Origin of the sequence: Micromonospora sp. WMMC264, from assembly GCF_027497275.1 — a bacterium.
In the GTDB taxonomy this organism is placed as follows: domain Bacteria; phylum Actinomycetota; class Actinomycetes; order Mycobacteriales; family Micromonosporaceae; genus Micromonospora; species Micromonospora chalcea.
In genome coordinates, this window is record NZ_CP114907.1 from 2,750,706 (window position 1) to 2,776,504 (window position 25,799).

At 73.3% G+C, this 25,799-nt stretch carries 20 protein-coding genes; 12 read left to right on the forward strand and 8 right to left on the reverse strand.

The genetic code is table 11. From position 1 onward, the window contains the following. Window positions 1-63: 63 nt before the first annotated feature. Entirely contained in the window at window positions 64-1,542 is a 1,479-nt protein-coding gene (locus tag O7542_RS11790) for a glutamate--cysteine ligase (protein WP_209961669.1), read from the forward strand. A 12-nt stretch (window positions 1,543-1,554) separates the two neighbouring features. On the opposite strand, the gene bla is transcribed toward O7542_RS11790, so the two are convergent. From bla to O7542_RS11805, 3 genes are all read right to left on the reverse strand, one after another. Beyond that, window positions 1,555-2,481 (reverse strand): class A beta-lactamase, encoded by a 927-nt coding sequence (bla, locus tag O7542_RS11795; RefSeq protein WP_281606210.1) that lies wholly within the window; start codon window positions 2,479-2,481, stop codon window positions 1,555-1,557. 146 nt (window positions 2,482-2,627) lie between these two features. After that, the gene (locus O7542_RS11800; protein WP_281606211.1) at window positions 2,628-3,236 is read right to left on the reverse strand and encodes a DUF6518 family protein; all 609 of its coding nucleotides are present in this window, start codon (window positions 3,234-3,236) and stop codon (window positions 2,628-2,630) included. Between the two features lie 50 nt (window positions 3,237-3,286). Next, complete coding sequence (locus O7542_RS11805; RefSeq protein WP_043324508.1) at window positions 3,287-3,577, reverse strand: helix-turn-helix transcriptional regulator; 291 nt, start codon at window positions 3,575-3,577, stop codon at window positions 3,287-3,289. 66 nt (window positions 3,578-3,643) lie between these two features. Between O7542_RS11805 and map the strand changes: the two genes are divergently transcribed. Then, window positions 3,644-4,417, forward strand: a complete 774-nt coding sequence (gene map, locus O7542_RS11810; protein WP_064446143.1) for a type I methionyl aminopeptidase — start codon at window positions 3,644-3,646, stop codon at window positions 4,415-4,417. Between the two features lie 18 nt (window positions 4,418-4,435). On the opposite strand, the gene O7542_RS11815 is transcribed toward map, so the two are convergent. The 4 genes from O7542_RS11815 to glgX form a co-directional block, all read right to left on the reverse strand. Continuing rightward, window positions 4,436-5,083: a maleylpyruvate isomerase family mycothiol-dependent enzyme gene (locus tag O7542_RS11815; protein WP_281606212.1), complete on the reverse strand. Its 648-nt coding sequence runs from the start codon at window positions 5,081-5,083 to the stop codon at window positions 4,436-4,438. Between the two features lie 212 nt (window positions 5,084-5,295). Next, entirely contained in the window at window positions 5,296-7,029 is a 1,734-nt protein-coding gene (treZ, locus tag O7542_RS11820) for a malto-oligosyltrehalose trehalohydrolase (RefSeq protein WP_113973757.1), read from the reverse strand. Continuing rightward, window positions 7,026-9,326: a malto-oligosyltrehalose synthase gene (gene treY / locus O7542_RS11825; protein WP_281606213.1), complete on the reverse strand. Its 2,301-nt coding sequence runs from the start codon at window positions 9,324-9,326 to the stop codon at window positions 7,026-7,028. The genes treZ and treY overlap by 4 nt, the downstream gene beginning before the upstream one ends. Window positions 9,327-9,329: 3 nt before the next feature. Next, window positions 9,330-11,450: a glycogen debranching protein GlgX gene (gene glgX, locus O7542_RS11830; RefSeq protein ID WP_064446146.1), complete on the reverse strand. Its 2,121-nt coding sequence runs from the start codon at window positions 11,448-11,450 to the stop codon at window positions 9,330-9,332. A 543-nt stretch (window positions 11,451-11,993) separates the two neighbouring features. Here glgX and O7542_RS11835 point away from each other — a divergent pair. From O7542_RS11835 to O7542_RS11880, 10 genes are all read left to right on the forward strand, one after another. After that, complete coding sequence (locus O7542_RS11835) at window positions 11,994-12,212, forward strand: hypothetical protein (protein ID WP_113973761.1); 219 nt, start codon at window positions 11,994-11,996, stop codon at window positions 12,210-12,212. A 94-nt stretch (window positions 12,213-12,306) separates the two neighbouring features. Next, window positions 12,307-13,659, forward strand: a complete 1,353-nt coding sequence (locus O7542_RS11840; protein WP_082930928.1) for a glycosyltransferase — start codon at window positions 12,307-12,309, stop codon at window positions 13,657-13,659. A gap of 18 nt (window positions 13,660-13,677) precedes the next feature. Continuing rightward, complete coding sequence (locus O7542_RS11845) at window positions 13,678-14,685, forward strand: ATP-binding cassette domain-containing protein (RefSeq protein WP_113973765.1); 1,008 nt, start codon at window positions 13,678-13,680, stop codon at window positions 14,683-14,685. Continuing rightward, window positions 14,682-15,476, forward strand: a complete 795-nt coding sequence (locus O7542_RS11850; protein WP_069089834.1) for an ABC-2 family transporter protein — start codon at window positions 14,682-14,684, stop codon at window positions 15,474-15,476. Before O7542_RS11845 ends, O7542_RS11850 begins: the two co-directional genes overlap by 4 nt. 7 nt (window positions 15,477-15,483) lie before the next feature. After that, complete coding sequence (locus O7542_RS11855; RefSeq protein WP_247659834.1) at window positions 15,484-16,272, forward strand: ABC-2 family transporter protein; 789 nt, start codon at window positions 15,484-15,486, stop codon at window positions 16,270-16,272. Between the two features lies 1 nt (window position 16,273). Then, entirely contained in the window at window positions 16,274-17,857 is a 1,584-nt protein-coding gene (locus tag O7542_RS11860; protein WP_281606214.1) for a hypothetical protein, read from the forward strand. Next, window positions 17,850-18,731: a TauD/TfdA family dioxygenase gene (locus tag O7542_RS11865; protein ID WP_140946440.1), complete on the forward strand. Its 882-nt coding sequence runs from the start codon at window positions 17,850-17,852 to the stop codon at window positions 18,729-18,731. Before O7542_RS11860 ends, O7542_RS11865 begins: the two co-directional genes overlap by 8 nt. Beyond that, window positions 18,728-20,632, forward strand: coding sequence for a hypothetical protein (locus tag O7542_RS11870; RefSeq protein WP_281606215.1), 1,905 nt, complete (start codon window positions 18,728-18,730; stop codon window positions 20,630-20,632). The genes O7542_RS11865 and O7542_RS11870 overlap by 4 nt, the downstream gene beginning before the upstream one ends. Further along, window positions 20,629-22,578, forward strand: coding sequence for a TOMM precursor leader peptide-binding protein (locus O7542_RS11875; protein WP_174537433.1), 1,950 nt, complete (start codon window positions 20,629-20,631; stop codon window positions 22,576-22,578). The genes O7542_RS11870 and O7542_RS11875 overlap by 4 nt, the downstream gene beginning before the upstream one ends. A 268-nt stretch (window positions 22,579-22,846) precedes the next feature. Continuing rightward, window positions 22,847-24,244: a glycosyltransferase family 4 protein gene (locus tag O7542_RS11880; protein WP_281606216.1), complete on the forward strand. Its 1,398-nt coding sequence runs from the start codon at window positions 22,847-22,849 to the stop codon at window positions 24,242-24,244. Between the two features lie 179 nt (window positions 24,245-24,423). Here O7542_RS11880 and O7542_RS11885 read toward each other — a convergent pair whose 3' ends face one another. Next, entirely contained in the window at window positions 24,424-25,707 is a 1,284-nt protein-coding gene (locus O7542_RS11885) for a citrate synthase (protein ID WP_187693419.1), read from the reverse strand. Window positions 25,708-25,799 lie beyond the last annotated feature (92 nt).

Consider the following 25,799-nt stretch of genomic DNA (forward strand, 5'->3'; position numbering starts at 1 on the left):
ACCTTTCCTGACCCGCCACTCCGTGCGAGGTTGGGAAGAACCAACGGTGACAGGGTGGTGACCATGGGCGAGGACGTCGGCGTGCGTACCTTCAGCCGGGAGGACCGGGCCCGCTATCGCGAGAAGGTCCGGCGGTGCCTGGACGTGTTCGCCGAGATGCTGCGCGAGTCCCGGTTCGACGTGGAGCGGCCGATGACCGGCCTGGAGATCGAGCTGAACCTGGTCGACGACGACTTCGACCCGGCCATGCGCAACGCCGACGTGCTGGAGGCGATCGCCGACCCGGCGTTCCAGACCGAGCTGGGCCAGTTCAACGTCGAGATCAACGTCGAGCCGCGCCGGCTGGCCGGCACCGGCACCGCCGCGTTCGAGGAACACGTGCGGGCCAGCCTGAACGCCGCCGAGGAAAAGGCCCGCACGGTCGGCGCGCACATGGTGATGGTCGGCATCCTGCCGACGCTGCGCCCGGAGCATCTGACCGCCGAGACGCTGTCGGCCAATCCCCGGTACGCGCTGCTCAACGAGCAGATCTTCGCCGCCCGGGGCGAGGACCTGCCGATCGCGATCAGCGGGGTGGAGCGGCTGGCCACCACCGCCGACACGATCACCCCGGAGGCGGCCTGCACCAGCACCCAGTTCCACCTCCAGGTCAGCCCGGCGCAGTTCGCCGACTACTGGAACGCGGCCCAGGCGATCGCCGGCATCCAGGTGGCGCTCGGCGCGAACTCGCCGCTGTTCTTCGGCCGGGAGCTGTGGCGCGAGACCCGGGTGCCGCTGTTCCAGCAGGCCACCGACACCCGGGCGGAGGAGATCAAGGCCCAGGGCGTACGCCCGCGGGTGTGGTTCGGGGAACGCTGGATCACCTCCGTGTTCGACCTGTTCGAGGAGAACGTGCGCTACTTCCCGGCGCTGCTGCCGGTCTGCGACCCGGAGGACCCGGCCATCACGCTGCACAGCGGCGGCGTGCCGAAACTGGCCGAGCTGCGGCTGCACAACGGCACCATCTACCGGTGGAACCGGCCGGTCTACGACGTGCTGAAGGGCCGCCCGCACCTGCGGGTGGAGAACCGGGTGCTGCCGGCCGGGCCGACGGTGCTGGACACCGTCGCCAACGGCGCGTTCTACTTCGGCCTGGTCCGGGCGCTCGCCGAGTCCGACCGTCCGCTGTGGTCGCAGATGTCGTTCAGCGCGGCCGAGGAGAACTTCAACGCCTGCGCCCGGCACGGCATCGACGCCCAGGTGTACTGGCCCGGCCTGGGCTACCTGCCGGTGACCGAGCTGGTGCTGCGCCGGCTGCTGCCGATGGCCCACCACGGGCTGGACCGGTGGGGCCTCGACCCCGCCGAGCGGGACCGGCTGCTCGGCATCGTCGAGCAGCGCTGCCTGACCAGCCGCAACGGCGCGACCTGGCAGGTGGAGACGCTGCACCGGCTGGAGTCGGCCGACCACCTGGACCGTCCGGCGGCGCTGCGCGAGGTGGTCCGCCACTACGTCGACCTGATGCACAGCAACCGGCCCGTGCACGAATGGCCCATCCCCTGAGCCGGCCTCCCGTCAGCGCAACGCGGTCACCGTCGCCCGCGCGGCCTGGGCGACCAGGGTGTCGTCGGGCTTAGCGTCGCGGCTGCCGCGACTGGACATGACCGCCAGCACGATCGGCGCGGAGTCCGGCGGCCACACCACGGCGATGTCGTTGCGGGTGCCGTACCCGCCGGTGCCGGACTTGTCCGCCACCTGCCACGCGGCCGGCACGCCGGCCCGGACCAGCCCGCTGCCGGTGGTGCTGGCCCGCATCCAGCTCAACAGCAGGTCCCGGTCCGCGGGCGGCAGGGCCTCACCCAACGTGTACGCCCGCAGCGAGCCGGCCAGCGCGCGGGGCGTGCTGGTGTCGCGCTCGTCGCCGGGCGTGGCCGCGTTGAGCTCCGGCTCGATACGGACCGGCCGGGTGACCCGGTCACCGACATCCCGGAGCGCCCGCGCGAAGCCGGCCGGGCCGCCGAGCGCGTCGAACAGCAGGTTGCCGGCGGTGTTGTCGCTGTACCGCACCGCTGCCTCGGCGGCGTCCCGCAGCGTCATCCCGGTCTCCACGTGCCGTTCGGTCACCGGTGAGTGCGCCACCAGGTCGGCGCGCCGGTAGCGGACCACCCGGTCCCGGTCGGCGTCGGACGTGGCGGCCAGCATCGCGCCGGCGGCGAGCGCCTTGCACGTCGAGGCGTATGCGAACCGCTCGTCGGCCCGGTGCGCGAGGGTGCGGCCGGTGCCGGTGTCGACGGCGTAGACGCCGATCCGGGCGCCGAAGCGCCGCTCCAGCGCCGCCAGCTCGGCCGGCGCGGGCACCGGCTCGGCGTTCGGCGTCGCCGACGCGGCGGGTGCGGTCGGGGCGCTGGTGGGCGACGCGGCTTCGGGCCGGTCCTTTGTGCAGCCGGCCACCAGGGCCGTCGCCGTGAGCATCGCCGCCGTGAGCACCTGCCGTCGGATCATCCGTTTCCTCCCCCGTCATCCGGACCACGCCGTTCTCGGGTCATTGTCGCCGATCCCGGTCGGGCCGGTGGTCCGCCGCCTCGGCCGACGCGGTGGCCCGCATCCTCGGCCGGCGGGGTGGCTCGCAGCCTCGGCGGCGGGGCAGGTCAGCTCCCCGCGACGGCGGCGAACGTGAGCGCGCCCACCGCGGCCAGCGGCAGCGCCACCGCGGCGGCCAGCAGCCGCACCCGGGCGGACCGGCCGATCAGCACCACGAGCAGCACCGCCAGCCCGAGGTCGATCGCCACGTTCCACCAGGCTCCGGGGTAGGACCCGGACTTCAGCGCGAACCGCAGCGCCTCCTCCACGAACACGGCCACCGGCAGCGCGGTCCCCACGACGCGCCGCCATCCGTCGGTCCGCGCCCAGATGCCGGCGACGCCGAACACCACGCCCGCCACCACGCCGAACGCCATCCAGACGAACGAGGTGAGCGCCCAGATCACGGCGAGGTCGTCGCCCTGGAGCAGCGTCGCCGCCAGGTAGTAGCTGGGCACCGCGACGATCAGCAGGACGCTGGCGGCCACGGCGGCACGCACCGCGCCCGACCGGATCCAGCAGCCCAGCGCGAACGCGGCCACCGCCCAGGTGGCTGTGGAGTTGCCCAGTTCGGCGAACGGGAACGGCACCCACTTGATCCAGACGAAGTCCAGGAAGCCGAGCAGGAAACCGGCGACGGGAACGACAAGCGCGACGGCGCGACGCGAGGGTGGCATGCGCGGAATCTTACATACTCGGTATGCTCGACCCCGTCGAGAGGGCTGCCCTACGAGGCGAGGCGCCGCTCGGACGGCGCGAGACGCGCCACCTCGTCGGAGTGGTTGATCTCCGACCAGACCGCATCCAGGGAGAGGCCGAGGACGTCGGCGATGGCGGCGATGGTGGGAAACGCCGGGGTGGCCACCCGGCCGGACTCGATCTTGCGGAGCGTCTCCGGGGAGACACCCGCGTCGAGCGCGGTGAGCAGCATGGATCGCTCACCCCGGGCGCGGCGCAGGAGCGCGCCGAGGCGCTGCCCGCGCTCGACCTCGGCGGGAGTGAGGGGCAACCGGACCATGCCGAGATTCTAATACCGGGATAACATGACCGGGATACTTATTGGTCGCGTGAGGAAGGCGCCCGCATGATCGAGATCCTGAGCCCCACCGACGTACGGCGGGCGCGGGACACCGGCGCCCTGGTCGCCCACATCCTGCAGACCCTCCGGAGCAGCACCACCGTCGGCACCAACCTGCTCGACATCGACAGGCAGGCCCAGCGCATGATCGTCGAGGCCGGGGCGCAGTCCTGCTACGTCGACTACGAGCCGTCCTTCGGGCGCGGGCCGTTCGGCCACTACATCTGCACGTCGGTGAACGACGCGGTGCTGCACGGCCTGCCGCACGACTACACGCTCGCCGACGGCGACCTGCTGAGCCTCGACCTGGCCGTCAGCCTCGGCGGAGTGGTGGCCGACTCCGCGATCAGCTTCCTCGTCGGTGACGCCCGGCCCGCGGAGAGCGTCGCGCTCATCGACGCGACCGAGCGGGCGTTGCAGGCCGGGATCGCCGCCGCCGGTCCCGGCGCCCGGATCGGCGACCTCTCGCACGCCATCGGATCGGTCCTCACCGCGGCCGGTTACACGGTCAACACCGAGTTCGGCGGGCACGGCGTCGGGTCGACGATGCACCAGGACCCGCACGTGTCGAACACCGGCCGCCCCGGACGCGGGTACAAACTGCGCCCCGGGCTGCTGCTGGCGCTGGAGCCGTGGGTGATGGCGGACACCGCCACGCTCGTCACCGACGCCGACGGGTGGACGCTGCGCAGCGCGACCGGCTGCCGCACCGCGCACAGCGAGCACACCATCGCCATCACCGACGACGGCGCGGAGATCCTGACGCTGCCGAAGCCGTGACCCGGGCACCCGCCGTGGTCACACGGGCGTGCAGCGCTCCCGCAGCGTGGGGACACCGGGCCCGGTGAGGTCGTCGCAGTACGCGGCCCGCCCGGCCATCGCCATCGTCAGCGCCAGCGTGGTGCCGCTGACCAGCGGGCCGTCGCCGGCGGTGAACGGCCCGTCGGTCGCCTCCACCCGCAGGCCGTCGATCGCGCTGCGCCCGGCCACCGTGAAGTCCCGCCCGGCGTAGAACCGGGCGACCGGCGTCACCGCCTCGACCGGGGGCGTCCGGGCCAGGCCGAGCGGCCGCCGGATGTCCTGGGCGTGCACGACCACCTCACCGAGCCACGCCTCGGTCGGGCCGAACGTCGACGTGGTGCTGCCGATGATCCGCCGGAACCGATCGAGCGTCTCCCCCGGGTCGGCGCCCCGGTGCTCGGCCAGCCGGCGGTCGTTGTGCAGGTCGAAGTCGAACCGGGCGCCGAGCACGCTGGCGACCCAGCGGGCCCGGCCGACGCTTGCCGCCGCGGTCATGTGCGCGAGTGTCTCCTCAACGGTCCACCGGCCGCACAGCGAGGGTCGGGCCCACTGCGCGGCGTCGAGATCGGCGAGGTCGTCGGCGAGGGCAGCGCGCTCGGCGTGCGCGAGCGCCCACAGCTCACGGCGGGTCAGCGTGTCGGACATGAAACCTCCAGGGGCCGGGTCGTCGGAGGTAGGACCGCGCTGCCTGGACGAACTCACCGCTCCCCACCCCGCCGATCTTGGAGTTGTGGTGGTTCGCAAACCCGGCATGCGCGACCTTCGAGGCGCCACAACTCCAAGATCGGCGCCGAGGGCCGGAGGCCCGGGGGCGGGGCCGCGGGAGCGGGGCCGCGGGAGCGGGGCCGCGGGGGCGGTCAGAGCGCCGCGATCGCGGCCGACTCCGGCGGCAGCTCGATCCCGTCGCGCATCACCGTGACGCCCTCGGACGTGGCGAGCAGCACCCGGCGTACCACCCCGGGCAGGTTGATCCGCTGCGCCCGGCCGGCCAGGTTCGCCACCACGAGCGTGTCGCCGCGCCGCATCACCAGGAACCGGTCGCCGTGGCGGACGTCGACCCGGTCCAGCCGGGGGTCGGACAGGTCGGCCCGGGAGCGGCGCAGCGCGATCAGCCGCCGGTAGAGGTCGTACGTCTCGCGGTGCTCGGGCTTGTCCAGCTCGGCCCAGTCCAGCCGGGACCGCAGGAACGTCTGCGGATCCTGCGGGTCCGGCACGTCGTCGGTGGCCCAGCCGTGGTCGGCGAACTCGCGTCTGCGGCCGGTGGCGACAGCCGTCGCGAGTTCCGGCTCGGGGTGGCTGGTGAAGAACTGCCACGGCGTGGCGGCCGCCCACTCCTCCCCCATGAACAGCATCGGCGTGAACGGCGCGGTCATCAGCAGCGTCGCGCCGACGCGCAGCAGCCCGGGCGACAGCGTGGCGGAGATCCGGTCGCCGGTGGCCCGGTTGCCGATCTGGTCGTGGTTCTGCAGGTACGCCACGAAGCGGTGGCCGGGGGTGCGCTGCCTGTCGACCGGGCGGCCGTGGCTGCGGCCGCGGAAGCTGGACCAGGTGCCGGCGTGAAAGAACCCGCCGGTCAGCACGTCGGTGAGGCATTCCAGGGAGCCGAAGTCGCCGTAGTAGCCCTGCCGCTCGCCGGTGAGCAGCGTGTGCAGCGCGTGGTGGGCATCGTCGTTCCACTGCGCGTGCAGGCCGTACCCGCCCGCCTCGCGGGGCGTGATCAGGCGCGGGTCGTTGAGGTCGCTCTCGGCGATCAGCGACAGCGGCCGGCCGAGATGCGTGGACAGCGCCTCCACCTCGGCGGCCACCTCCTCCAGCCAGTGCACGGCCCGGCCGTCCGGCATGGCGTGCACGGCGTCCAGCCGCAGCCCGTCGACGTGGTAGTCGCGCAGCCAGCCCAGCACGCTGTCGGCGATGTAGCGGCGTACCCCGTCGGAGTGCGGGCCGTCCAGGTTGACGGTGCGGCCCCAGGTGTTGCTCTGCTCGGTGAGGTACGGCGCGAACCGCGGCGCGTAGGCCCCGGAGGGCCCGAAATGGTTGTAGACGACGTCGAGGATCACCCCCAGGCCCTTGGCGTGGGCGGCGTCGACGAACCGTTTCAGGCCGTCCGGGCCGCCGTACGGCTCGTGCGGCGCGAACCAGCAGACGCCGTCGTAGCCCCAGTTGTGCTCTCCGTTGAACGCGTTGACGGGCAGCAGCTCGACCATGTCCACGCCGAGGTCGACGAGGTGGTCGAGCCTGGCGATCGCCCCGTCGAACGTGCCTTCCGGGGTGAACGTGCCGATGTGCAGCTCGTACAGCACGCTGCCGGGCAGTTGCCGGCCGGTCCAGGCGGCGTCGGTCCAGGCGAACGCGGCGTGGTCGTAGAGCCGGCTGGGCCCGTGCACCCCGGCCGGCTGCCAGGCCGAGCGGGGGTCGGGCAGCGCCTGGGCGTCGTCGTCGAGCAGGAACGCGTAGTCGGTGCCGGGCCCGGCGCCGGGGACCTCGACCCGCCACCAGCCGTCCGGCGCCTGACGCATCGCGTGATCGGCGACGCCGGGCAGGCGCAGCCGCACCCGGGCGGCCTCGGGCGCCCACACCGTGAACTCGGTCATGCGGCGGCCTCCACAGAGTCGGTGGGTGCGAGGAGGGCGACGGGGTAGGTGCTCAGCAGATCATGAAGGAGCAGCTCAGAACCACTGTAGACCCGTCCGGTGAACAAGTCGGTGCACTCGTGAACGGGAAGTGACAGCGCCGTGTCCCGCCAGCCGCCGGAGCGGGCCAGTCGCAGCGGCAGCCGGGTCGCCACCGCGACCGCCCCGCCCCGGTCGAAGGCCACCGCGTGCGCGGCGGCCGGGCCGCGCGCGGGCACCGGCCGGTAGCCGCCGAACAGGTCCGGGCGGTCGCGGCGCAGCCGCAGCGTCCGGGACACCACGAGCAGCTTGGCCGCGCCGTCGGCGGCCACCGCGGGCCGCCAGCCGGCGTCGAGCCGGGCCAGCAGGTCCCGGCGTACGGCGAAGTCGACCGGCCGCCTGTTGTCCGGGTCGACGAGCGAGTTCTCCCACAGCTCGGTGCCCTGGTAGACGTCGGGCACACCGGGCATGGCGAGCTGGACCAGCTTCTGCCCGAGCGCGTTCGACCAGCCGGGCGGCGTGATCTCGGCGGCGAACGCGGTGATCTGGGCGTGCAGCTCCGGGTCGTCGTACATCCGGTCGACCAGGGCGTGCAGCTCGTGCTCGAAGCCCGGGTCCGGGTCGGCCCAGCTGGTGGTGACGGACGCCTCCCGGGCGGCCTTCTCGGCGTACCCGTGCAGTCGTTCCCGTTCGATCGGCCACGCCCCGACGGCGGTCTGCCAGAGCAGGTGGGCCAGCGCGGGGTCGGCCAGCGGCGCGCGCGACATCCAGTCGGCGACCCGTTCGGCCCAGCGGCCGGGCAGCTCGGACAGCACCGCGAGCCGGGCGCGGACGTCCTCGCCGCGCTTGGTGTCGTGGGTGGACAGCGCGGTCATGCTCGCCGGCCAGCGCACGTGCCGGGCGGCGGCGAAGCGGTGCAGCTCGGCCGCTGGCACACCGAAGTGGGCCGGGCTGCCGCCGACCTCGTTGAGCGCGACGAACCGGCTCCACCTGTAGTACGCGGTGTCCTCCACGCCCTTGGCCATCACCGCGCCGGTCAGCTGCGGGAACCGGGCGGCCAGCTCGTGGCCGGGGTCACGCAGCCGGGCGGTGACCTGGTCGAGCACGCCGGTCAGGTCGGGACGGCGGCGGCCTGCCTCGCTGCGGGCGGCGGCCAGGTGCCGGGCGCCTTCGGGCGGGTATCCGCGGTAGACCGGGAAGCACGCGGCCAGCTCGGCCAGGGCGGCGCGGACCTGCTCGCCGGGCAGCTCCGGCACGAGCGCGGCCAGCCGGGTCAGCTCGGCGGCGAGCAGCCGGGTGGCGGCCTCCAGCTTGGTGGCGTGCGTCAGGTCCGCCCAGGAGGTGTGCCGGCCGGTGAGCCGGCCGTCGAGCGCGGTGAAGTCCGCCTCGGCGTCCGGGTCGACGAACAGCCCGGACACGGCGGCCAGCGCGTCGTAGCCGGTGGTGCCGTCGACCGGCCAGTCCGGCAGGTCCTCGCCGTACTCCAGGATCTTCTCCACCACGAGCCAGCTCTGCGGCGCGGCGGCGCGCAACCGGGCCAGGTAGCCGGCCGGGTCGCGCAGCCCGTCCGGGTGGTCGACGCGGATGCCGTCGACCTCCCCGGCGTCGACCCAGCGCAGGATCTCCGCGTGGGTGGCGTCGAACACCTCCGGGTCCTCCACCCGCAGGCCGGCCAGGTCGGACACGGCGAAGAACCGGCGGTACGTCAGCTCGGCGTCGCCGCGCCGCCAGTTCACCAGCTCGTAGTGCTGCCGGTCGTGCACCTGCCGGGGCGTCCCGTCGCCGGTGCCTTCGGCGACCGGGAAGCGGTGCTCGTGGTAGCGCAGCTCCCCGTCGACGAGCTTCAGGTCGTCGAGCGCGTCGGCGCTGTCGGCGAGCACCGGCAGCAGCAGCCGCCCCCGGTCCCAGTCGATGTCGAACCAGCGCGCGTACGCCGAGTCGCGTCCCCGCCGCAACATGTCCCACCAGGCCGGGTTGGCCTCGGGCCGGGCGACGCCGGCGTGGTTGGGCACGATGTCCACGACCAGGCCCAGCCGGGCCGCGCGCAGCGCCCGGACCAGCCGGGCCCGGGCGGGCTCGCCGCCGAGCTGCGGGTTGACCGCGCGGTGGTCCACCACGTCGTAGCCGTGCGTGGAGCCGGGCGTGGCGGTGAGCAGGGGCGCGGTGTAGAGGTGGGTGACGCCGAGCGCGGCGAGGTAGCCCGCCAGCTCGGCCGTGGCGTCCAGGTCGAAGCCGGGACGCACCTGGACCCGGTAGGTCGAGCGGGGGGTGTCGGGCATGGGTCAGGCCGTCCTCTCCAGGACCAGCAGCGAGCGGTCCGGCACGCAGACCGTGCCGCCCGCCTCGACCAGTGTCGTCTTCTCCGGGTCGGGTTCCGCGGTGCTGATCACCAACTCCCACCGGCTGCCGAACTCCTCGCCGGGCAGCGTGAAGTCCAGCGGCGCGTCGTGCGCGTTGAACAGCAGCAGGAACGAGTCGTCGCGGTGGCGCTGGCCGTACTGGCCGCGTTCCCCGATGCCGTCGCCGTTGACGAACAGGGCCACCGAGCGGCCGAAGTCGTTGCCCCAGTCCTCGCCGGTCATCTCCCGGCCGTCGGGGGTGTACCAGGCCAGGTCCGGCAGTCCGGAGCCGGCGGCCCGGCCGCCCACCGGCAGGCCGGTGAAGAACCGGCGGCGGCGGAACACCTGGTGCCGGTTGCGGAAGTCGGTGAGCCGGCGGACGAAGTCCAGCAGCTCGTCGTCGGCCCGGTCCCAGTCCACCCAGGCGATCTCGCTGTCCTGGCAGTAGGCGTTGTTGTTGCCGCGCTGGGTGCGGCCCAGCTCGTCGCCGTGGCCGAGCATCGGCACGCCCTGGGACAGCATCAGCGTGGCCAGGAAGTTGCGCCGCTGCCGGGCCCGCAGCGCGCGTACGCCCGGGTCGTCGGTCTCGCCCTCGACGCCGCAGTTCCAGGACCGGTTGTGGCTCTCCCCGTCCCGGTTGTCCTCGCCGTTCGCCTCGTTGTGCTTGTCGTTGTAGGAGACCAGGTCGGCCAGCGTGAACCCGTCGTGGCAGGTGACGAAGTTGATGCTGTGGAACGGGCGGCGGCCGTCGTCCTGGTAGAGGTCGGCGGAGCCGGAGATGCGGGAGGCGAACTCGGCGAGCGTGGCCGGCTCGCCGCGCCAGAAGTCGCGTACGGTGTCGCGGTACTTGCCGTTCCACTCGGTCCACTGCGGCGGGAAGTTGCCGACCTGGTAGCCGCCGGGGCCGACGTCCCACGGCTCGGCGATGAGTTTCACCCGGCCGACCACCGGGTCCTGCTGCACCACCTCGAAGAAGGTGGACAGGCGGTCCACCTCGTAGAACTCGCGGGCCAGCGTGGCCGCCAGGTCGAACCGGAAGCCGTCGACGTGCATCTCGGTCACCCAGTAACGCAGCGAATCCATGATCAGTTGCAGCGAGTGCGGGCTGCGGACGTTGAGGCTGTTGCCGGTGCCGGTGTAGTCGACGAAGTAGCGCCGGTCGTCCTCGGAGAGCCGGTAGTAGCTGGGCGTGTCGATGCCCTTGAAGCTCAGCGACGGCCCGAGGTGGTTGCCCTCGGCGGTGTGGTTGTAGACCACGTCGAGGATGACCTCGATGCCGGCCGCGTGCAGCGCCTTGACCATGCCCCGGAACTCCTGCACCTGCTGGCCCAGGCGGCCCAGCGCGGAGTAGCCGTGGTGCGGGGCGAAGAAGCCGATGGTGTTGTAGCCCCAGTAGTTGCGCAGCCCCAGGTCGGCCAGGCGGTGGTCGTGCACGAACTCGTGCACCGGCATCAGCTCCACCGCCGTGACGCCGAGCCGTTTGAAGTGCTCGATCATCACCGGTGAGGCGATCGCCGCGTACGTGCCGCGCAGCTCCTCCGGGATGCCCGGGTGGCGCATGGTCAGCCCGCGCACGTGGGCCTCGTAGATCACCGAGTGGTGGTACGGGGTGCGCGGCGGCCGGTCGTTGCCCCAGTCGAAGTACGGGTTCACCACGACCGACTTCGGCATGTACGGCGCGGAGTCCTCGGTGTTCATCCGGTCCGGGTCGCCGCCGACCTCGTAGTCGTAGACCGACGGGTGCCACATGATCTCCCCGTCGACCGCCTTCGCGTACGGGTCGAGCAGCAGCTTGTGCGGGTTGCAGCGCAGCCCCTCGGCCGGGTTCCACGGCCCGTGCACCCGGTAGCCGTAGCGCTGGCCGGGCTCGACGCCGGGGATGTAGGCGTGCCAGACGTACGCGTCGACCTCGCGCAGCTCCACCCGGCGCTCGGTGCCGATGTCCCACTCGTCGAACAGGCAGAGCTCGATCTTCTCCGCCACCTCGGAGAAGATCGCGAAGTTGGTGCCCATCCCGTCGTAGGTGGCGCCGAGGGGGTAGCTCTCGCCCGGCCAGACCTGCATGTCGCTCCTTCGGCCCATGATCGTGAGCGCAGCGGACAGGGGGCCGCCGATGCGCACGCCGGTGATGCCCAGTCGTACGCCTCGTCAATCCACCCGTTCGGACGGTAACCGAAATCCGCCCTCGTGGGGCCGGATGTCACGTTCGGGCCCGCCTGCGGCGATCGGGGCCACCCGTCCCGGCATTCCATAGCCGGGGTCGGCGAATAAGCAGGTCACTTCACAATAGAGGGTCGCCCGCATTCATTGACACCTTCCCCTACTTAATCTTCTCGTTACATCGTCTTCACGCGATCGGAGAAGGAGGCAATTGATGCGGTGATTCATCGTTCGACCCCACCTGACCTGGGCGTCTCGAATAGTGGATCCCGGAACTACGCCGCGTCACCGCCCGGAATCTTTCCGTTCCCGACCGGCCTTCACCTGCGCGAATTGACGGTTCCGCCTCGCTTTATCTCCCTGTTACATCAGCGCGGTGCGAATCCCGCCAGTACCGGCCTACGCTTCGTTCCACTGTCCACATCGATCCGAAAAGAGGATGAATCGATGGGTGAAAGCAGGAACTTGTCGATCGACCTGTCCGACCTGGACACCACAGCGGTCTCCTGGTCGGGCGCCGGCGACGAGGCGTCGGCAGGGCTGTACGCCATGCCGACGGGCGGCGGGATCACGCTGACCGACCCGTCCGCCATGGGCAAGGGCTCCTGCGGCGGCGCCGCGTGCCAGGGCCGGCCGATCCAGTGGTGCTGCGTCAACTGCCACTGATCATCGCGGAGCCGCCGGCGATCGCCGGCGGCTCCGTCCCATCGTCAGCGCGGCCGGTGGCCCGGCTCGTGGGACAAGCGGAGAGGTACGTCAGATGAGCGTTGAACCCGGTCGAGCCGTCGAGCTGAGCGTGGTGATCCCCACCCACGCGGACGCCCCCTGCCTGGAGCTCACGCTGCGGTCGCTGCGGCGTCAGACGCTGGACCCGGACCGCTTCGAGGTCATCGTCGTCCGCGACGGCGGGGACGGCAGCCAGTACTCCGGCATCGCCGACGCCGGCAAGGGGCTGCGCCTGCACTTCGTCGAACGGCCCGAGCGCGGCGGCCGGGCGGCGGCCCGCAACGAGGCCGCGCGCCGGGCGACCGCGCCGCTGCTGTTGTTCCTCGACGCCGACTCGTACGCCACGCCGGACCTGCTGCGCCGCCACCTCGACCACCACCGCGACCCGTCCGCGCCGGCGGTGCTGATGGGCCGGCGCGACGAGACCGGCATCGAGCACGTGCACGCGGCGCTGGCCGACCAGCCGACCATGCCCGTACCCCGGCTGCGTGGGCGCGGCGGCGGCGACATGCGGTTCGGGACCGAGGAGGGACCGTCCGGCGACGACTGGCTGCTGGCCGGGTGGCTGTTCTGCTTCACCCACAACGCCTCGGTGCGCCGGGACGTGTTCGAGGCGGTCGGCGGCTTCGACGAGGGCTTCGGCCTGCGCTGGGGCCTGGAGGACATGGAGCTCTTCTACCGGGTGCACGCGCACCTCGGCGTACTCAACCGCAACTTCGCCTACGACGATCTGGCCGCCGTCTACCACCTGCCGCACCACCGCAACGTCATCCAGAACTGGAACGACTTCATGGACAACCTGGATCGGGTCGCGCTCAAGTACCCGGTCGTGGAGTGGGAGTTCGCCGGGCCGGTGGACGTGGCCCGCGCGGCCGAGCGGGTGGTGCACTACCGCCGGGCGATGGACGACTGCGTACGCCGCTCCTGGTGCCGGATCGGGCCGGCGGTGCAGCGGCTCGCCGGTCGCCTGCCCGGCGACCGGGTGCTGTGGGTCGGCACCGGCAGCGCCGAGGCCGGGCTGCCCGACGGCGCGCTGACCTACGACTACGGGGCGCCGGCCGGTCCGGCCAACTTCCACCTGGTCGGGATCAGGCCACCGGTCGCCGCGGACAGCCTGGACGCCGTGGTCAGCGTCGACTTCTGGCGGTACCTCTACTGGGAGGACCTGTGCCAGTTCGTCAACGTCGCCGGTGCCCTCGCCGACGAGGTGCACCTGGTCTCCACCGGCGCGGAGCTCTCGGCGCGGTTCGACCCGGACCCGGCGAGCCTGGGCTACCTCGGCCGGGTCATGGGCGCCGCGTTCGAGACCACCCTGACCGAGGTCGACGGCCTCGGCACGGTGCTGCGGCTGCGCCCGCACCACCGTGCCGCCGTCGCGGCCGGCTGACCGGGAACGACAACGCCGATGCCAGTGATCGAGGCCAGTGGCCTGACCAAGCGGTTCCGGATCGCCGACAAGCAGCCGGGCCTGCGCGGCTCGCTGCGCCATCTCGTACGGCCACGACACGTCGAGCACGTGGCGGTCGACGGCGTCGACCTGTCGATCTCCTCCGGCGAGGCGGTCGCGTACGTCGGGCCCAACGGCGCCGGGAAGTCGACGACGGTCAAGCTGCTCACCGGCATCCTGCACCCCACCGCCGGGCGGGTACGCGTCTGCGGCCTCGACCCGCACCGCGACCGGCACGCCAACGCCCGCAACATCGGCGTGCTGTTCGGCCAGCGCAGCCAGCTCTGGTGGGACCTGCAGGTCCGCGACTCCCTCGCGCTGCTGCGCGACATCCACCGCATCCCCCGGGCCCGGTACGCGGCACGCCTGGAGGAGTTCGACGCGCTGCTCGGGCTCGGCCGGCTGCTGCCGGTGGTCGCCCGGCAGCTCTCGCTCGGCCAGCGGATGCGAGCCGACCTGGCCGCCGCGCTGCTGCACGCACCGCCCGTGGTGTTCCTCGACGAGCCGACCATCGGGCTGGACATCGTCGCCCGGCAGGCCGTCCGGGACTTCCTGCGGGCCCAGCGCGCGAGCGGGACCACGGTGCTGATGACCACGCACGACATCGGTGACATCGAGCAGGTCTGCCGCCGGCTCGTGATCATCGACGGGGGCCGGATCATCTTCGACGGCTCGATCGACGCCGTCCGCCGGCTGGTCGCCGACCAGCGGACCGTGCACCTGACGCTCGGCGCCGACTGGCACGGCGACCTCGACGCCGACCTGCCGGGCGTCCGGCTGGTCCACGACGGGTCGGCACGGCAGATCGCCGTCACGTTCGACCACGGCGCGTACGGCGCGGGCGAGATCGTCTCGGTGGTCGCCCGTCAGGCGCCGGTGGTGGACATCCGGATCGACGAGCCGTCCATCGAGGACGTGGTGCGCCGGGCGTACGCCGGCGAGCTGAGCCCGTCGGTGCCGGCATGAGGGCGTACCTGACGCTGGCGCGGATGTCCTGGTCGACGCTGCTGATCTACCGGGGCGAGTTCCTCCTCCAGCTCACCGGGGTCGTGGTGCAGACAGTGGCGCTGTTCGCGGTCTGGCAGGCGGTCTTCGCCGGCGCGGCCGGCGGCGAGGTGGGCGGGTTGTCCTGGGAGCAGATGAAGGGCTACCTGGTCGTGGCGTTCCTGACCGGGGCGCTGCTGTCGAGCTTCACCGACGCGCAGATCGCCGGCCCGGTGCTGCACGGCACCGTGGCGCTCGACCTGGTCCGGCCGATCGACTACCAGCTCTCGCGTTTCGCGCTGTCACTCGGATACGTCGTCGGTGAGGTGCTGACGGTGGCGGTGATGGCGGCGACGCTGGTGTCGGCGTTCGGCGGCGCCGCGCTGCCCGCCGCCGGGCAGGCCGGGCTGTTCCTGCTCAGCCTGCTGGCGGTGGTGCCGCTGAAGTTCGGCCTGGTCTACCTCGTCGGGCTGCTGTGCTTCTGGACCGGCAACTTCCACGGGCTGAGCCTGTCCCGGGTGGCGGTCACCAACATCCTCTCCGGGGCGCTGGTGCCGATCGCGTTGTTCCCCGGCTGGCTCCAGGTCGTCTGCCAGCTCTCCCCGTTCCCCGGCATCGTCTCCACCCCGGCGCTGATCTACCTGGGGCAGGTACGGGGCGCCGAGGCGGTGACGCTGATCGGCGTACAACTGCTCTGGGTTCTGGTGTTGTGGGGCGCGGCCCGGCTGCTGTGGTCCGCGGGCGTGCGGCGGCTGACCGCGCACGGCGGGTGACCGGCCGATGATGCACGAGGCACGGATCTACCGCCGGCTCCTCGGCGCGCATCTGCGGGCGGTGCTCGAGTACCGCGCCGACGCGCTCCTGACCATCGGGGCGACGGTGCTCGGTCAGCTCGCCGGGCTGGTCTTCGTGGTGATGGTGTTCCGGCAGGTGACCGCGCTCGGCGGGTGGACCCGCTGGGAGGTGCTGTACGTCTGCGCCATGGTGATGCTCGCCGAGGGCGTCGGCTCCCTGCTGTTCGAGGGGACCTGGCATCTCGGCGGCCTGGTCAACCTCGGCCTGCTGGACTACCTGCTGGTCCGGCCCTACCCGGTGGTGCTCCAGGTCACCGGCAACGCGGTCGGGTTCAACGGCCTCGGCAACGTCGGTTTCGGCGCGGCGCTGCTCGGCGCCGCGGCCGTCCACCTCGACCTGGCCTGGACGCCGCTGACGGTGCTCTGGGCGGTGGTGCTGCTCGCCAGCGGAGTCCTGGTCAAGCTGGCGGTCAACCTGGCCACCAACGCTGTCGTCTTCTGGCTGCTGAGCCCGTCCAGCTCGCTCGCGGCGAGCGTGCACACCCTGGGCGACCTGGCCCGCTATCCGCTGACCCTGTACGGCACCGGCCTGCGCTCGCTGCTGACGCTCGTACCCGTCGCGTTCGTCGGCTACTTCCCGACGGCCGCGCTGCTGGACAAGGGCGCCTCGACCACTGCGGGCGCGCTCACCCCGGTCGTCGCGGCGGCCTGCGCGGCCGGGGCGTGGGCGATCTTCCGGGCCGGGTTGCGCCGGTACGAGAGCGCGGGCAGCTGAGATGGCAGCCACGCGGGCCGGCGTCACCGGCCGGTACCTGGCGGCGGTGCGGGACGACACCGGGCAGCCGACGGCGTACCTGCCGCCGTGCGGCAAGCGGTACCCGGGCGCGACCCGCCGGCCGCTGCGGTGGCCCGGCCCGGGGTCCGTGCCGCTCGGCGACGGCTGCCTCGACCGGCTCAGCGCGATGCTGCTCGGGTACGCGCCACGCCGGGCGGAGACGATCACGCTGGCCGGACTGTCCGCGTTGACCGGCGCCCCGTCGGACACGCCCACGCCGTCGCGGCTGCTGCCCGGCTGGCACACGCTGCGCCGGTCGGTGCCCTCCGGCGGGGCGTTCCACCCCAACGAGATCTACCTCGCCTGGGCCGGCTCCCCCGACCTCGCGGCCGGCGTCTACCACTACGACCCGCCGCACCACTGCCTGGAACTGCTGCGCCCGGGCAGCCCGGCCGCCCGGCTCGACCGGCTCCTCGGGGTCGCGGCGGCGCCCCGGCACGCGCTGCTGCTGACCCACCGGCCGTGGAAGAACACCAGCAAGTACGGGGCGTTCGGCTACCGGCTGGGCATCGTCGACTCCGGTGTCCTGCTGGCCCAGCTGCTCACGTCGCCGGTGGACGCGACACCGCGCCTGGACCTCGATCCGGCGCTCGCCGGTGAGCTGCTCGGACTCGACGCCGAACTGGAGGCCCTCTACGCGGCGATCGAGTTCCCCGCGCACGCGGACGTCCCCGGGACACCGCTTGCGTCCGGCGGGCCGCCCCCGGCGACCGGGCTGGACCACGACCGGCTCGGCCACGAGGCCGCCCACCCGAGCGCGGTGGCGCTGCACCGGGCAAGGTACGACCGGCACGCCGACGCCGAGCCGCCCTCGGCCGACCGCCTTCCGGCCGACGGCGTCCCGGCCCAGCGCCTCCCGGCGGACCGCCTTCCGGTGGGTCCGGCGGCGGGCCGGGCGCTGGACCTGCCGCCGGCCCGGCCGCTCGACCTGGTCGCGGCAGCCGCCCGCCGCGCCTCCACCGCGAACCTCGGCCCCGGGCTGACCGCCGGGCAGGTCGCCGACATCCTGGCCTGCGCCGCCGGCCGGGCCAGTTCGCCGGCCCTGGCGGCGCTGGCCCGGCAGCCGCTGTACCCGGAGATCTGGTGCCTCGCCCGGGCCGTCGACGGCATCCCGGCGGACGCGTACCGCTACCAGCCGCACCACCACCGGCTGGTGCCGACCGGGCCGCCGGGAGCGGCCGACGACGCGGCGGCGTACCCGCACCGGGTCGACCGCCGGATGGTCACCCGCGGCGCGACCCTCTACCTGGTGCACGCCGGGAGCCGCCCCGTCGACCAGCTCTCCCCGGCCTCGTTCCACCGGCTGCACCTGCTCGCCGGTGTGGCCCTTCACCTGGCCGGGCTCGCCGCCACCGCGACCGGCGCGGCGAGCCGGGCGCTGGGCGGCCTCACCGCCGACGCGGTCGCCGCCCGGCTCGGCCTGCCGGACGGGGCGTCCCCGCTGACACAACTGCTGGTCGGCACGCCCGCGCCGCGTCCCGGGGTGCTGGCGGCCCATCTCACCGAAGGGAACCCTCATGGCTGAACAGGACGTTCCGGCGCTCGTCGGCACCCCCACGCCGGACGCGGTGCTCGCGGCGGTCGCCGAGCACGGCGCGGTGCTGCTGCGCGGCGGGTGGCGGCACGAGGACTACGTCGCGCTCGGCGACGCGCTGATGACCGCGTCGCCGTACCAGGGCGGGTTCCACGACGAGCGGGACGTGATCGGCGGTGACCCGACGACGACCACAGTCACCCGGGGAACGCAGGGCATGCCGCTGCACCGGGAGGCGTCGTACGCGCCCGGCGCCCCGGACCTGCTCATGTTCCGGTGCGAGCGGCCCGCCGCCGACGGCGGGGCCACGACGCTGTGCGACGGTCTCGCGCTGCTGGCCGCCCTGCCCGCCACGGTCCGCGCCGCCTGCGAGGAACTGACGCTGCGCTGGGAGAGCGAGCTGCCCACACCGGTGTGGCAGCGGATGTGCGGCACGACCGACCCGGAGGCGGCGGAACGGATGCTGCGGCAGTGGGAGCCGTACCTGCGGCCGTGGGAGTCGATCCACATCGACGTGGACGAGGACGCGATGACTGTCGGCTTCGGCACCCGGTGCACGCCACCGACCCTCTTCGAAGGTGTGCCGGCGTTCTGCAACTCGCTGTTCATCAGCCGCCCGCAGCCCGGCGAGTACCACGACCGGCGGCTGCGGGTGCGCTCCGGTACCGGCGCGCCGGTGCCCGAGGACCTCGTGGCCACCGCCGCGGACGTCGCCGCGCGGCTGACGGTGGCGGTGCCGTGGCGGTCCGGTGACGTGCTGGTCGTGGACAACTCCCGGTACCTGCACGGCCGGCAGGCGTTCACCGACGCCGGACGCGCGGTCGCGGTGCGGATGGGACACCTGCGGAAGGAGGGGGCCGCGTGAGGGTCAAGCTCCGCGACGACCTGATGTACGTGCCGGTCGACGACGGCGTGTACCTGGAGACGGGACTCGCCGGCACGCACCTGGCGGGCGCGTCGGCGTACGGCCTCGTGCAGCGGCTCGCCCCGCATCTGGACGGCACCCGCACGGTGGAGGCGCTGACCGCGGGTCTGCCCCCGGCGCAGCGGCAGCTCGTCACCGACCTGGTCCGGATGCTGGTGCGGCGGGGCATCGCCCGCGACCTCGACAGCGAGCCGCCACACACGTTGCGGGACTGGGAACTCGACACCTACCGGGACTCGATCGCGTTCGCCGAGCACGTCACCGACGCGCCGCTGAGCCGCTTCGAGGCGTTCCGCGACGGGCGGGTGCTGCTCGTCGGCGCCGGCGCCGGCATGCTCGCGCTCGTCCAGACGCTGTTCGAACTCGGGCTGCGTACGGCCTCGCTGGTCGAGACCACCGAGACCGGCACCGAACGCGACGGCTTCCGGCGGATCGTGCAGCGCCGTCGAGCCGAGGATCCGACGACCGGGCTGACGCTGCTGGACGCGGCCGCCGCCCTCGACACCGACGAGGGGCTCGCCGGCCTGCTGACGGGGTACGACGCGGTGCTGCACTGCGCCGCCCGTCCGATGGCCGGGCGGGCGACGCGGCTGAACCGGGCGGCCCGGGCGATCGGGGTGCCGGTCCTGCACGCGGTGCCCGGCGGCGCGGAGGCGTGGATCGGCCCGACCGGCGGCGGCGTCACCGGCGGCTGCTGGGAGTGCGGCCTGCTCAGCCGGCAGGGCGCCGGGCTCCCCCCGGGTGACGCCGACGAGCCCGACACGACGTCCGGGTGGCTGTCGGCGCCGGTCTGCGGCCTGATCGGCGCGGCGCTCGGGTTCGCGTACCTGCGCCACCGGATGGGAGCGGAGACCACCGCCACGAACCGGATGACCCGCGTGGACCTGGAAACCGCTGTGACCAGCGAGCATCTGCTCGACGTGCACCCCCGCTGCCGCTCCTGCCGGCCCCCGGCCCCGTACGCCGATCTCGCCGCGCACGTCGACGCGATGGCCGCCCGCACGCCGGTGGGCGTCGAGGAGTTCGTCGCCCGGATGCCGTTCCTGGTCGACGCGCGGCTGGGCCCGCTGCTGGCCATCGACACCGGCGCCCACTCGCAGATCTCGGTCAGCTGCGTCGAGGCGACGGTCGTGGACCTGGCCGGCGGCGCACCGCGGCTGCTCACCGCCGTCGGCGCAAGCCGGGAGCAGGCGCTGCTGCGCGCCGCCACGGCGGCACTGGAGACGCTCGCGGCCCGGGCCTGCGCCGGCGACGCCGCCACGGTGTGGTGGGACACCGCGCGTGGCGCTGTCGTCGACGCACGGCCGGACGGCGTAGTGATCGCCGGCGGTCACACCTGGGCGGAGGCGCGCGGCCGGGCGATCCTGAAACTGCGACGCGCGGCCGCGACCCCACCCGAGGTCGCCGACGGTGGGCCGCCCGGCGGCTGGCTCGACCGGGCGCGGTGGCCGGAGCCGACCCGCGTCATGGCACACGAGCTGGCCCTCCTCGGCCACGAGCCGCGGGCGTGGCACGACGGATCGAGCACCCCGACCGTGTTCGTCGCCGTCGGCGGCGGATGGGTCGCCCGCAGCTGCGCCACCGACACGGACACCGCCCTGGCGAACGCGATGCAGGCGGCGGTCGCCGTCCTGACCGGACGCCGCCCGGACGGCGCCGAGATCGGGCCGGACGTGGGCGGCCACGACTGGGACACGGCGCTGCCGCCGCTGCTGCGCGAGCTGGCACGGGACGGACGGTCGCTGCTGGTGCGGCCCGCCGACTCGCTGCCCGGGGCGCAGCGGGTGATGCCGTTCATGATCAGGGCGGCGTGGTCGCCACGAGCGGGGAGCAGCGCATGACCGACGTCACGACCACACCGGCCGTCCCCGCCCCGTCCGACGTGGCGCCGCGTCCCGGCCTGCGGATCCTCGGCGCCGGCGCCCTGCGCCGGGCGGTGGAACAGGCGCTGGGCGCCGCCCCGGTCACCGACGTCGACGTCTTCGTCGTCGACGGGCCACCGGAGGACGTCGACGTGGCCGCCCGGGCTGCCGCCGACGCCGGCCGGTCCTTCCTGCCGGTGTACACCACGCCGCGCGGCGTACGGATCGGCCCGTTCGTCACACCCGGCCGGCCGGGCTGCCACCACTGCCTCCAGGTGCGGCAACGCCGGGCGCGGACCACCGGGACACCGCACCGGTCCGCGCTGTGGCAGGGGCTCTACGACGGCACCGTGCAGCCCGCCCGGCCCGTCCTCGGCCCGCCGGTACGCGCCGCGGTCGCCGCGCTCGTGGCCGACGAGCTGCGCCGGGTCGCGCAGGGCGGCGACGGCCGGTGCGCGGAAGCGGTGCTGGAGGTCGCCACGGCCTCGATGGCCGTCAAGCGGCACCGGTTCGTCCCCGAACCCGGCTGCCCGGTGTGCGGCCCGTTGCCGGACGACGGCCCGGCCGCCGGCACCTTCACGCTGACGTCCCGGCCGAAGCGGGCACCGGACGACTACCGGGCCCGCAGCCTTCCCGACGAGCACCTCGCCCTGCTGGCGGCGCTGCACGACGAGGAGACCGGGCTGCTGTCGTCGATCACCGTCCACCACAACCATCCGATGGTCCTCGCCGGCGCGATCGGTGGCCCGTTGTGCTGTGGTGAACTGGCCGGCTACGGCCGGACCTTCACCTACCCGGCGAGCGTGGCCGTCGCCGTCGCCGAGGCGCTGGAACGGCTCGGCGGCAACGTGCCACGCGCCCGCCGTACCGTCACCCGCGCCTCGTTCCGCGAGCTCGGACCGCGGCGGGCCGTCGAGCCGACGGAGTTCGGGCTGCCGCCCGCGCCGCCCGACGACCACGCGGTCGCATACGACCCGGACCGGCCCGTGGAATGGGTGTACGCCTATTCGTTCCGGCGCGGCGGCCCGGTGCTGGTGCCGGAGACCTTCGCCTACTACGGCTCGCACGGCACGGGTTTCGGTCCGGAGTGCTCAAACGGCTGCGCGCTGGGCGCGAACCTCGAAGAGGCGATCCTGCACGGCATCTTCGAAGTCGCCGAACGGGACGCCTTCCTGTCCACCTGGTACGCCCGGCTACCGGTGCCGCGCGTGGACCCGATGACCTCCGCCGACCCGATGACCCGCGTGCTCGTCGACTGGATCCAGCGCACCACCGGCAGCCGCCTGGACGTCTTCGACATCACCATGCCCGAAGGCGTCCCGGCGGTCTGGCTGATGCTCGTCGACGACGAGGTGCGGCCGGGACGTCCCCGGGCGTTCTGCGGCGCCGGGGCGCACCTGGACCCGGAGCGCGCCCTGTGGTCCGCGCTGGTGGAGCTCGCCAGCGTCGCCGAGGCCACCCGGGAGATGGTCGCCGAGGACACCACCGCCCCCGGCCTGGTCGCCGACTCCGACCTGGTCCGGACCATGGAGGACCACCTGCTGGCGGCGGCCGACCCGGACGCCTGGCCGCGCTTCGCGTTCCTGTACGAGCGCGACGAGATCCGGTCCATGGCGGAGGCGTTCCCACCGGCGGCGCGCTACCGCCCGGCCGCGGACCTGCTCGACGACCTGCGGCACGTGACCGGACGCTACCTCGACGAGGGCCTGGACGTGGTGGTCGTCGACCAGACCGCCCGCGAGCAGGAGGCCGTCGGCCTCACCAGCGTGAAGGTGCTGATCCCGGGGCTGCTGCCGATGACGTTCGGTCACCGCAACCGGCGCGTCGACCTGCCCCGGCTGCGCGAGCTGCCGGTCCGGCTCGGACACCGGGCCGAACCGCTCGCCCCGGAGGAGATCAACCCGTATCCGCACCCGTTCCCGTGACCGTCCCATGTGCGCGGAGGCGTCGGAGAGTGATGAGGATCGCTCACCGCGCGCGAGAGGATCCGGCACAGTAGGTTGGCAGGGTGACTGGACGGTTCCGGTTGCCGATCGACGTCAGCACCCTCCCGGTGGCCCGCGATCGGTATCCGGCCAGGCCGTCGTCGGCGAGCTGGTGCCGGCGCCCGGCCGGCCGTCCGGTCGCTCCTGACCACCGCTCGACGCCGCCACCGCTGCCGGCGTGCCTCACCCTGCATGGACGGAGATCGACGTGACCACTCTGCGGGTCGGCGCGCAGCCCGCCACCGCGACGGACCGGCTCCACCGGCCCACTCTCACCTCCCGCCCGGCCCCGCCGTCGCCGGCCGGGGCCGGGCCCCGGACCCGGCGCATCCTGATGCTGTCGTGGGAGTACCCGCCGGTGCTCGTCGGCGGACTCGGCCGCCACGTCCACGCGCTGTCCGTGGCGCTGGCCGCCGCCGGGCACGAGGTCACGGTCGTCACCCGCCACGCCGAGGGCGCTCCCCTGGAGGAGTACGCCGACGGCGTCCGTATCGTCCGCGCCGCCGAGGACCCGGTCACCTTCCCCCTGGCCACCGGGTCACTGCTGGCCTGGACGATGGCGTTCAACCACACGCTGACGCGGGCCGCGCTGCGCGCCGCCTCCTCCGGCGCCTACGACGTGATCCACGCCCACGACTGGCTCGTCGCGCACACCGCGATGACGCTGCGCGAGCACCTGGACGTACCGCTCGTGACCACCATCCACGCCACCGAGGCGGGCCGGCACCAGGGCTGGCTGCCGGAGGAGATGAACCGCACCATCCACGGCGTCGAGCACTGGCTCGCCGGCGAGTCCGGGCGCGTGATCGTGTGCTCCGGCTACATGCGCGACGAGGTGGGCGCGCTGTTCGGCGTGGACGCCGCCCGCGTCGACGTGGTGCCCAACGGCGTCGAGCCGCACCGCTGGCGGGTGCCCGCGTCGGCGGTCGCCGCCGCCCGGACCCGGTTCGCCGCCGACGGCCCGCTGGTCACGTTCGCCGGCCGCCTGGTGTACGAGAAGGGCGTACAGCACCTGCTGGCCGGGCTGCCCCGGCTGCGCGACCGGCACCCCGGCCTGCGCGCGGTGATCGTCGGCGACGGGCCGTACCGGGCGGACCTGGAGGCCGAGGTGCACCGCCTCGGGCTGGGTGCCACTGTCAGCATGCCCGGGTTCCTCGGCGGCGCCGACCTGCCCGCGGTGATGGCCGCCTCGGACTGTTTCGCGGTGCCCAGCATCTACGAGCCGTTCGGCATGGTGGCGCTGGAGGGGGCCGCCGCGGGCGCGCCGCTGGCAGTGGCCCGTACCGGCGGCCTGGCCGAAATCGTCGAGCCGGGCGTCACCGGGATGACGTTCGCCCCGCACGACCCGGACGGGCTCGTCGAGGCGGTGCACGCGCTGCTGTCGGACCGGGACCGGGCCCGCGTGCTCGCCCGGCGGGCCCGCGCCATGGTCCACGAGCGGTACGGCTGGGCGGCCATCGCGTCCCGCACGGCTGCCGCGTACGCCGCCGCGATCGCCGGCGACCCGTCGTTCACCGCCGCCCGCGCCCAGCACCGCATGACACACGGCCGGCCCACGCCGCGCGTCCCCGAGGGCAACCTCCTCACCGCCGCCGGCCTGCGGTGAAGGAAGGGCCCCCTGTTAACGCCTGCGGTAGAGGAAGGGCCCCTTCTTAACGCCCCGCACCCCCGCGCACGCGACGAAGGCCGCCGACCCTGCTCGGGTCGGCGGCCTTCGTGGTCCGCGTGTTAAAAGGGGGCCCCTCCTCTACCGGAGGCGTTAAGAAGGGGCCCTTCCTTGCACGCTCAGCGCTTGTCGGCCGGGACGTACTCCCGCTCGGTGGCGCCGGTGTAGATCTGCCGCGGGCGACCGATCTTGGTCTCCGGGTCGTTGATCATCTCGCGCCACTGTGCGATCCAGCCGGGCAGGCGGCCCAGCGCGAACAGCACCGTGAACATCTTCGTCGGGAAGCCCATGGCCTTGTAGATCAGGCCGGTGTAGAAGTCCACGTTCGGGTAGAGCCGGCGGGACACGAAGAAGTCGTCGGCGAGCGCGATCTCCTCCAGCTGCACCGCGAGGTCGAGCAGCGGGTCCGGCTTGGACATCCGGCCGAGCACGTCCTGGGCGGCCTTCTTCACGATGGCGGCACGCGGGTCGTAGTTCTTGTAGACCCGGTGCCCGAAGCCCATCAGCTTCACGCCGTCCTGCTTGTCCTTCACCTTCTGCACGAAGGAGCGGACGTCGCCGCCGTCGGCCTGGATCTTCTGGAGCATCTCCAGCACGGCCTGGTTGGCGCCGCCGTGCAGCGGGCCGAACAGCGCGTTCACGCCGGCCGAGACCGAGGCGAACAGGTTGGCGTTGCTGGAGCCGACCAGCCGCACGGTGGAGGTGGAGCAGTTCTGCTCGTGGTCGGCGTGCAGGATGAACAGCATGTCCAGCACCCGGGCCACCACCGGGTCGACCTCGTACGGCTCGGCCGGCACGCCGAACGTCATCCGCAGGAAGTTCTCGACGTAGCCGAGCGAGTTGTCCGGGTACAGCAGCGGCTGCCCGATCGACTTCTTGTACGCGTACGAGGCGATGGTCGGGACCTTCGCCATCAGCCGCACCGTGGACATCTCCACGTGCTCGGAGTCGAACGGGTCCAGGCTGTCCTGGTAGAAGGTGGAGATGGCGCTGACGGCCGAGGAGAGCACGGCCATCGGGTGCGCGTCACGGGGGAAGCCGTCGAAGAACCGGCGCATCTCCTCGTGCAGCAGCGAGTGCCGCCGGATCCGCTCGCTGAACTCCGACAGCTGCGCCTGGGTCGGCAGCTCGCCGTAGATCAGCAGGTAGGAGACCTCCAGGAAGGAGGACTTCTCGGCCAACTGGTCGATCGGGTAACCCCGGTACCGCAGGATGCCGGCATCACCGTCGATGTAGGTGATGGCGGACGAGCAGGACGCGGTGTTCACGAAACCGGGGTCGTACGTGGTCATCCCGGTTTCCTTGAGCAGCTTGCTCACCCCGATCCCGGCGGGGCCCTCAACCGCGGACTGCACCGGCATCGACAGCTGCCCACCGGGGTGGTCGAGCTTGACTTCCGTCATCTGTTCCTCGCTTCGCCGGCAAGATCTTCGTTGAATTGCCTTCGCTTCTACCGTAATCACGGCGCGGAGAACACCGCTCGTCATGGTTTCGG

Excerpts from the sequence above, each read along its gene's own strand:
- O7542_RS11790 (WP_209961669.1), top strand. The coding sequence starts at position 64 with ATGGGCGAGGACGTCGGCGTGCGTACCTTCAGCCGGGAGGACCGGGCC.
- bla (WP_281606210.1), bottom strand. The coding sequence starts at position 2,481 with ATGATCCGACGGCAGGTGCTCACGGCGGCGATGCTCACGGCGACGGCC.
- O7542_RS11800 (WP_281606211.1), bottom strand. The coding sequence starts at position 3,236 with ATGCCACCCTCGCGTCGCGCCGTCGCGCTTGTCGTTCCCGTCGCCGGT.
- O7542_RS11805 (WP_043324508.1), bottom strand. The coding sequence starts at position 3,577 with ATGGTCCGGTTGCCCCTCACTCCCGCCGAGGTCGAGCGCGGGCAGCGC.
- map (WP_064446143.1), top strand. The coding sequence starts at position 3,644 with ATGATCGAGATCCTGAGCCCCACCGACGTACGGCGGGCGCGGGACACC.
- O7542_RS11815 (WP_281606212.1), bottom strand. The coding sequence starts at position 5,083 with ATGTCCGACACGCTGACCCGCCGTGAGCTGTGGGCGCTCGCGCACGCC.
- treZ (WP_113973757.1), bottom strand. The coding sequence starts at position 7,029 with ATGACCGAGTTCACGGTGTGGGCGCCCGAGGCCGCCCGGGTGCGGCTG.
- treY (WP_281606213.1), bottom strand. The coding sequence starts at position 9,326 with ATGCCCGACACCCCCCGCTCGACCTACCGGGTCCAGGTGCGTCCCGGC.
- glgX (WP_064446146.1), bottom strand. The coding sequence starts at position 11,450 with ATGCAGGTCTGGCCGGGCGAGAGCTACCCCCTCGGCGCCACCTACGAC.
- O7542_RS11835 (WP_113973761.1), top strand. The coding sequence starts at position 11,994 with ATGGGTGAAAGCAGGAACTTGTCGATCGACCTGTCCGACCTGGACACC.
- O7542_RS11840 (WP_082930928.1), top strand. The coding sequence starts at position 12,307 with ATGAGCGTTGAACCCGGTCGAGCCGTCGAGCTGAGCGTGGTGATCCCC.
- O7542_RS11845 (WP_113973765.1), top strand. The coding sequence starts at position 13,678 with ATGCCAGTGATCGAGGCCAGTGGCCTGACCAAGCGGTTCCGGATCGCC.
- O7542_RS11850 (WP_069089834.1), top strand. The coding sequence starts at position 14,682 with ATGAGGGCGTACCTGACGCTGGCGCGGATGTCCTGGTCGACGCTGCTG.
- O7542_RS11855 (WP_247659834.1), top strand. The coding sequence starts at position 15,484 with ATGATGCACGAGGCACGGATCTACCGCCGGCTCCTCGGCGCGCATCTG.
- O7542_RS11860 (WP_281606214.1), top strand. The coding sequence starts at position 16,274 with ATGGCAGCCACGCGGGCCGGCGTCACCGGCCGGTACCTGGCGGCGGTG.
- O7542_RS11865 (WP_140946440.1), top strand. The coding sequence starts at position 17,850 with ATGGCTGAACAGGACGTTCCGGCGCTCGTCGGCACCCCCACGCCGGAC.
- O7542_RS11875 (WP_174537433.1), top strand. The coding sequence starts at position 20,629 with ATGACCGACGTCACGACCACACCGGCCGTCCCCGCCCCGTCCGACGTG.
- O7542_RS11885 (WP_187693419.1), bottom strand. The coding sequence starts at position 25,707 with ATGACGGAAGTCAAGCTCGACCACCCCGGTGGGCAGCTGTCGATGCCG.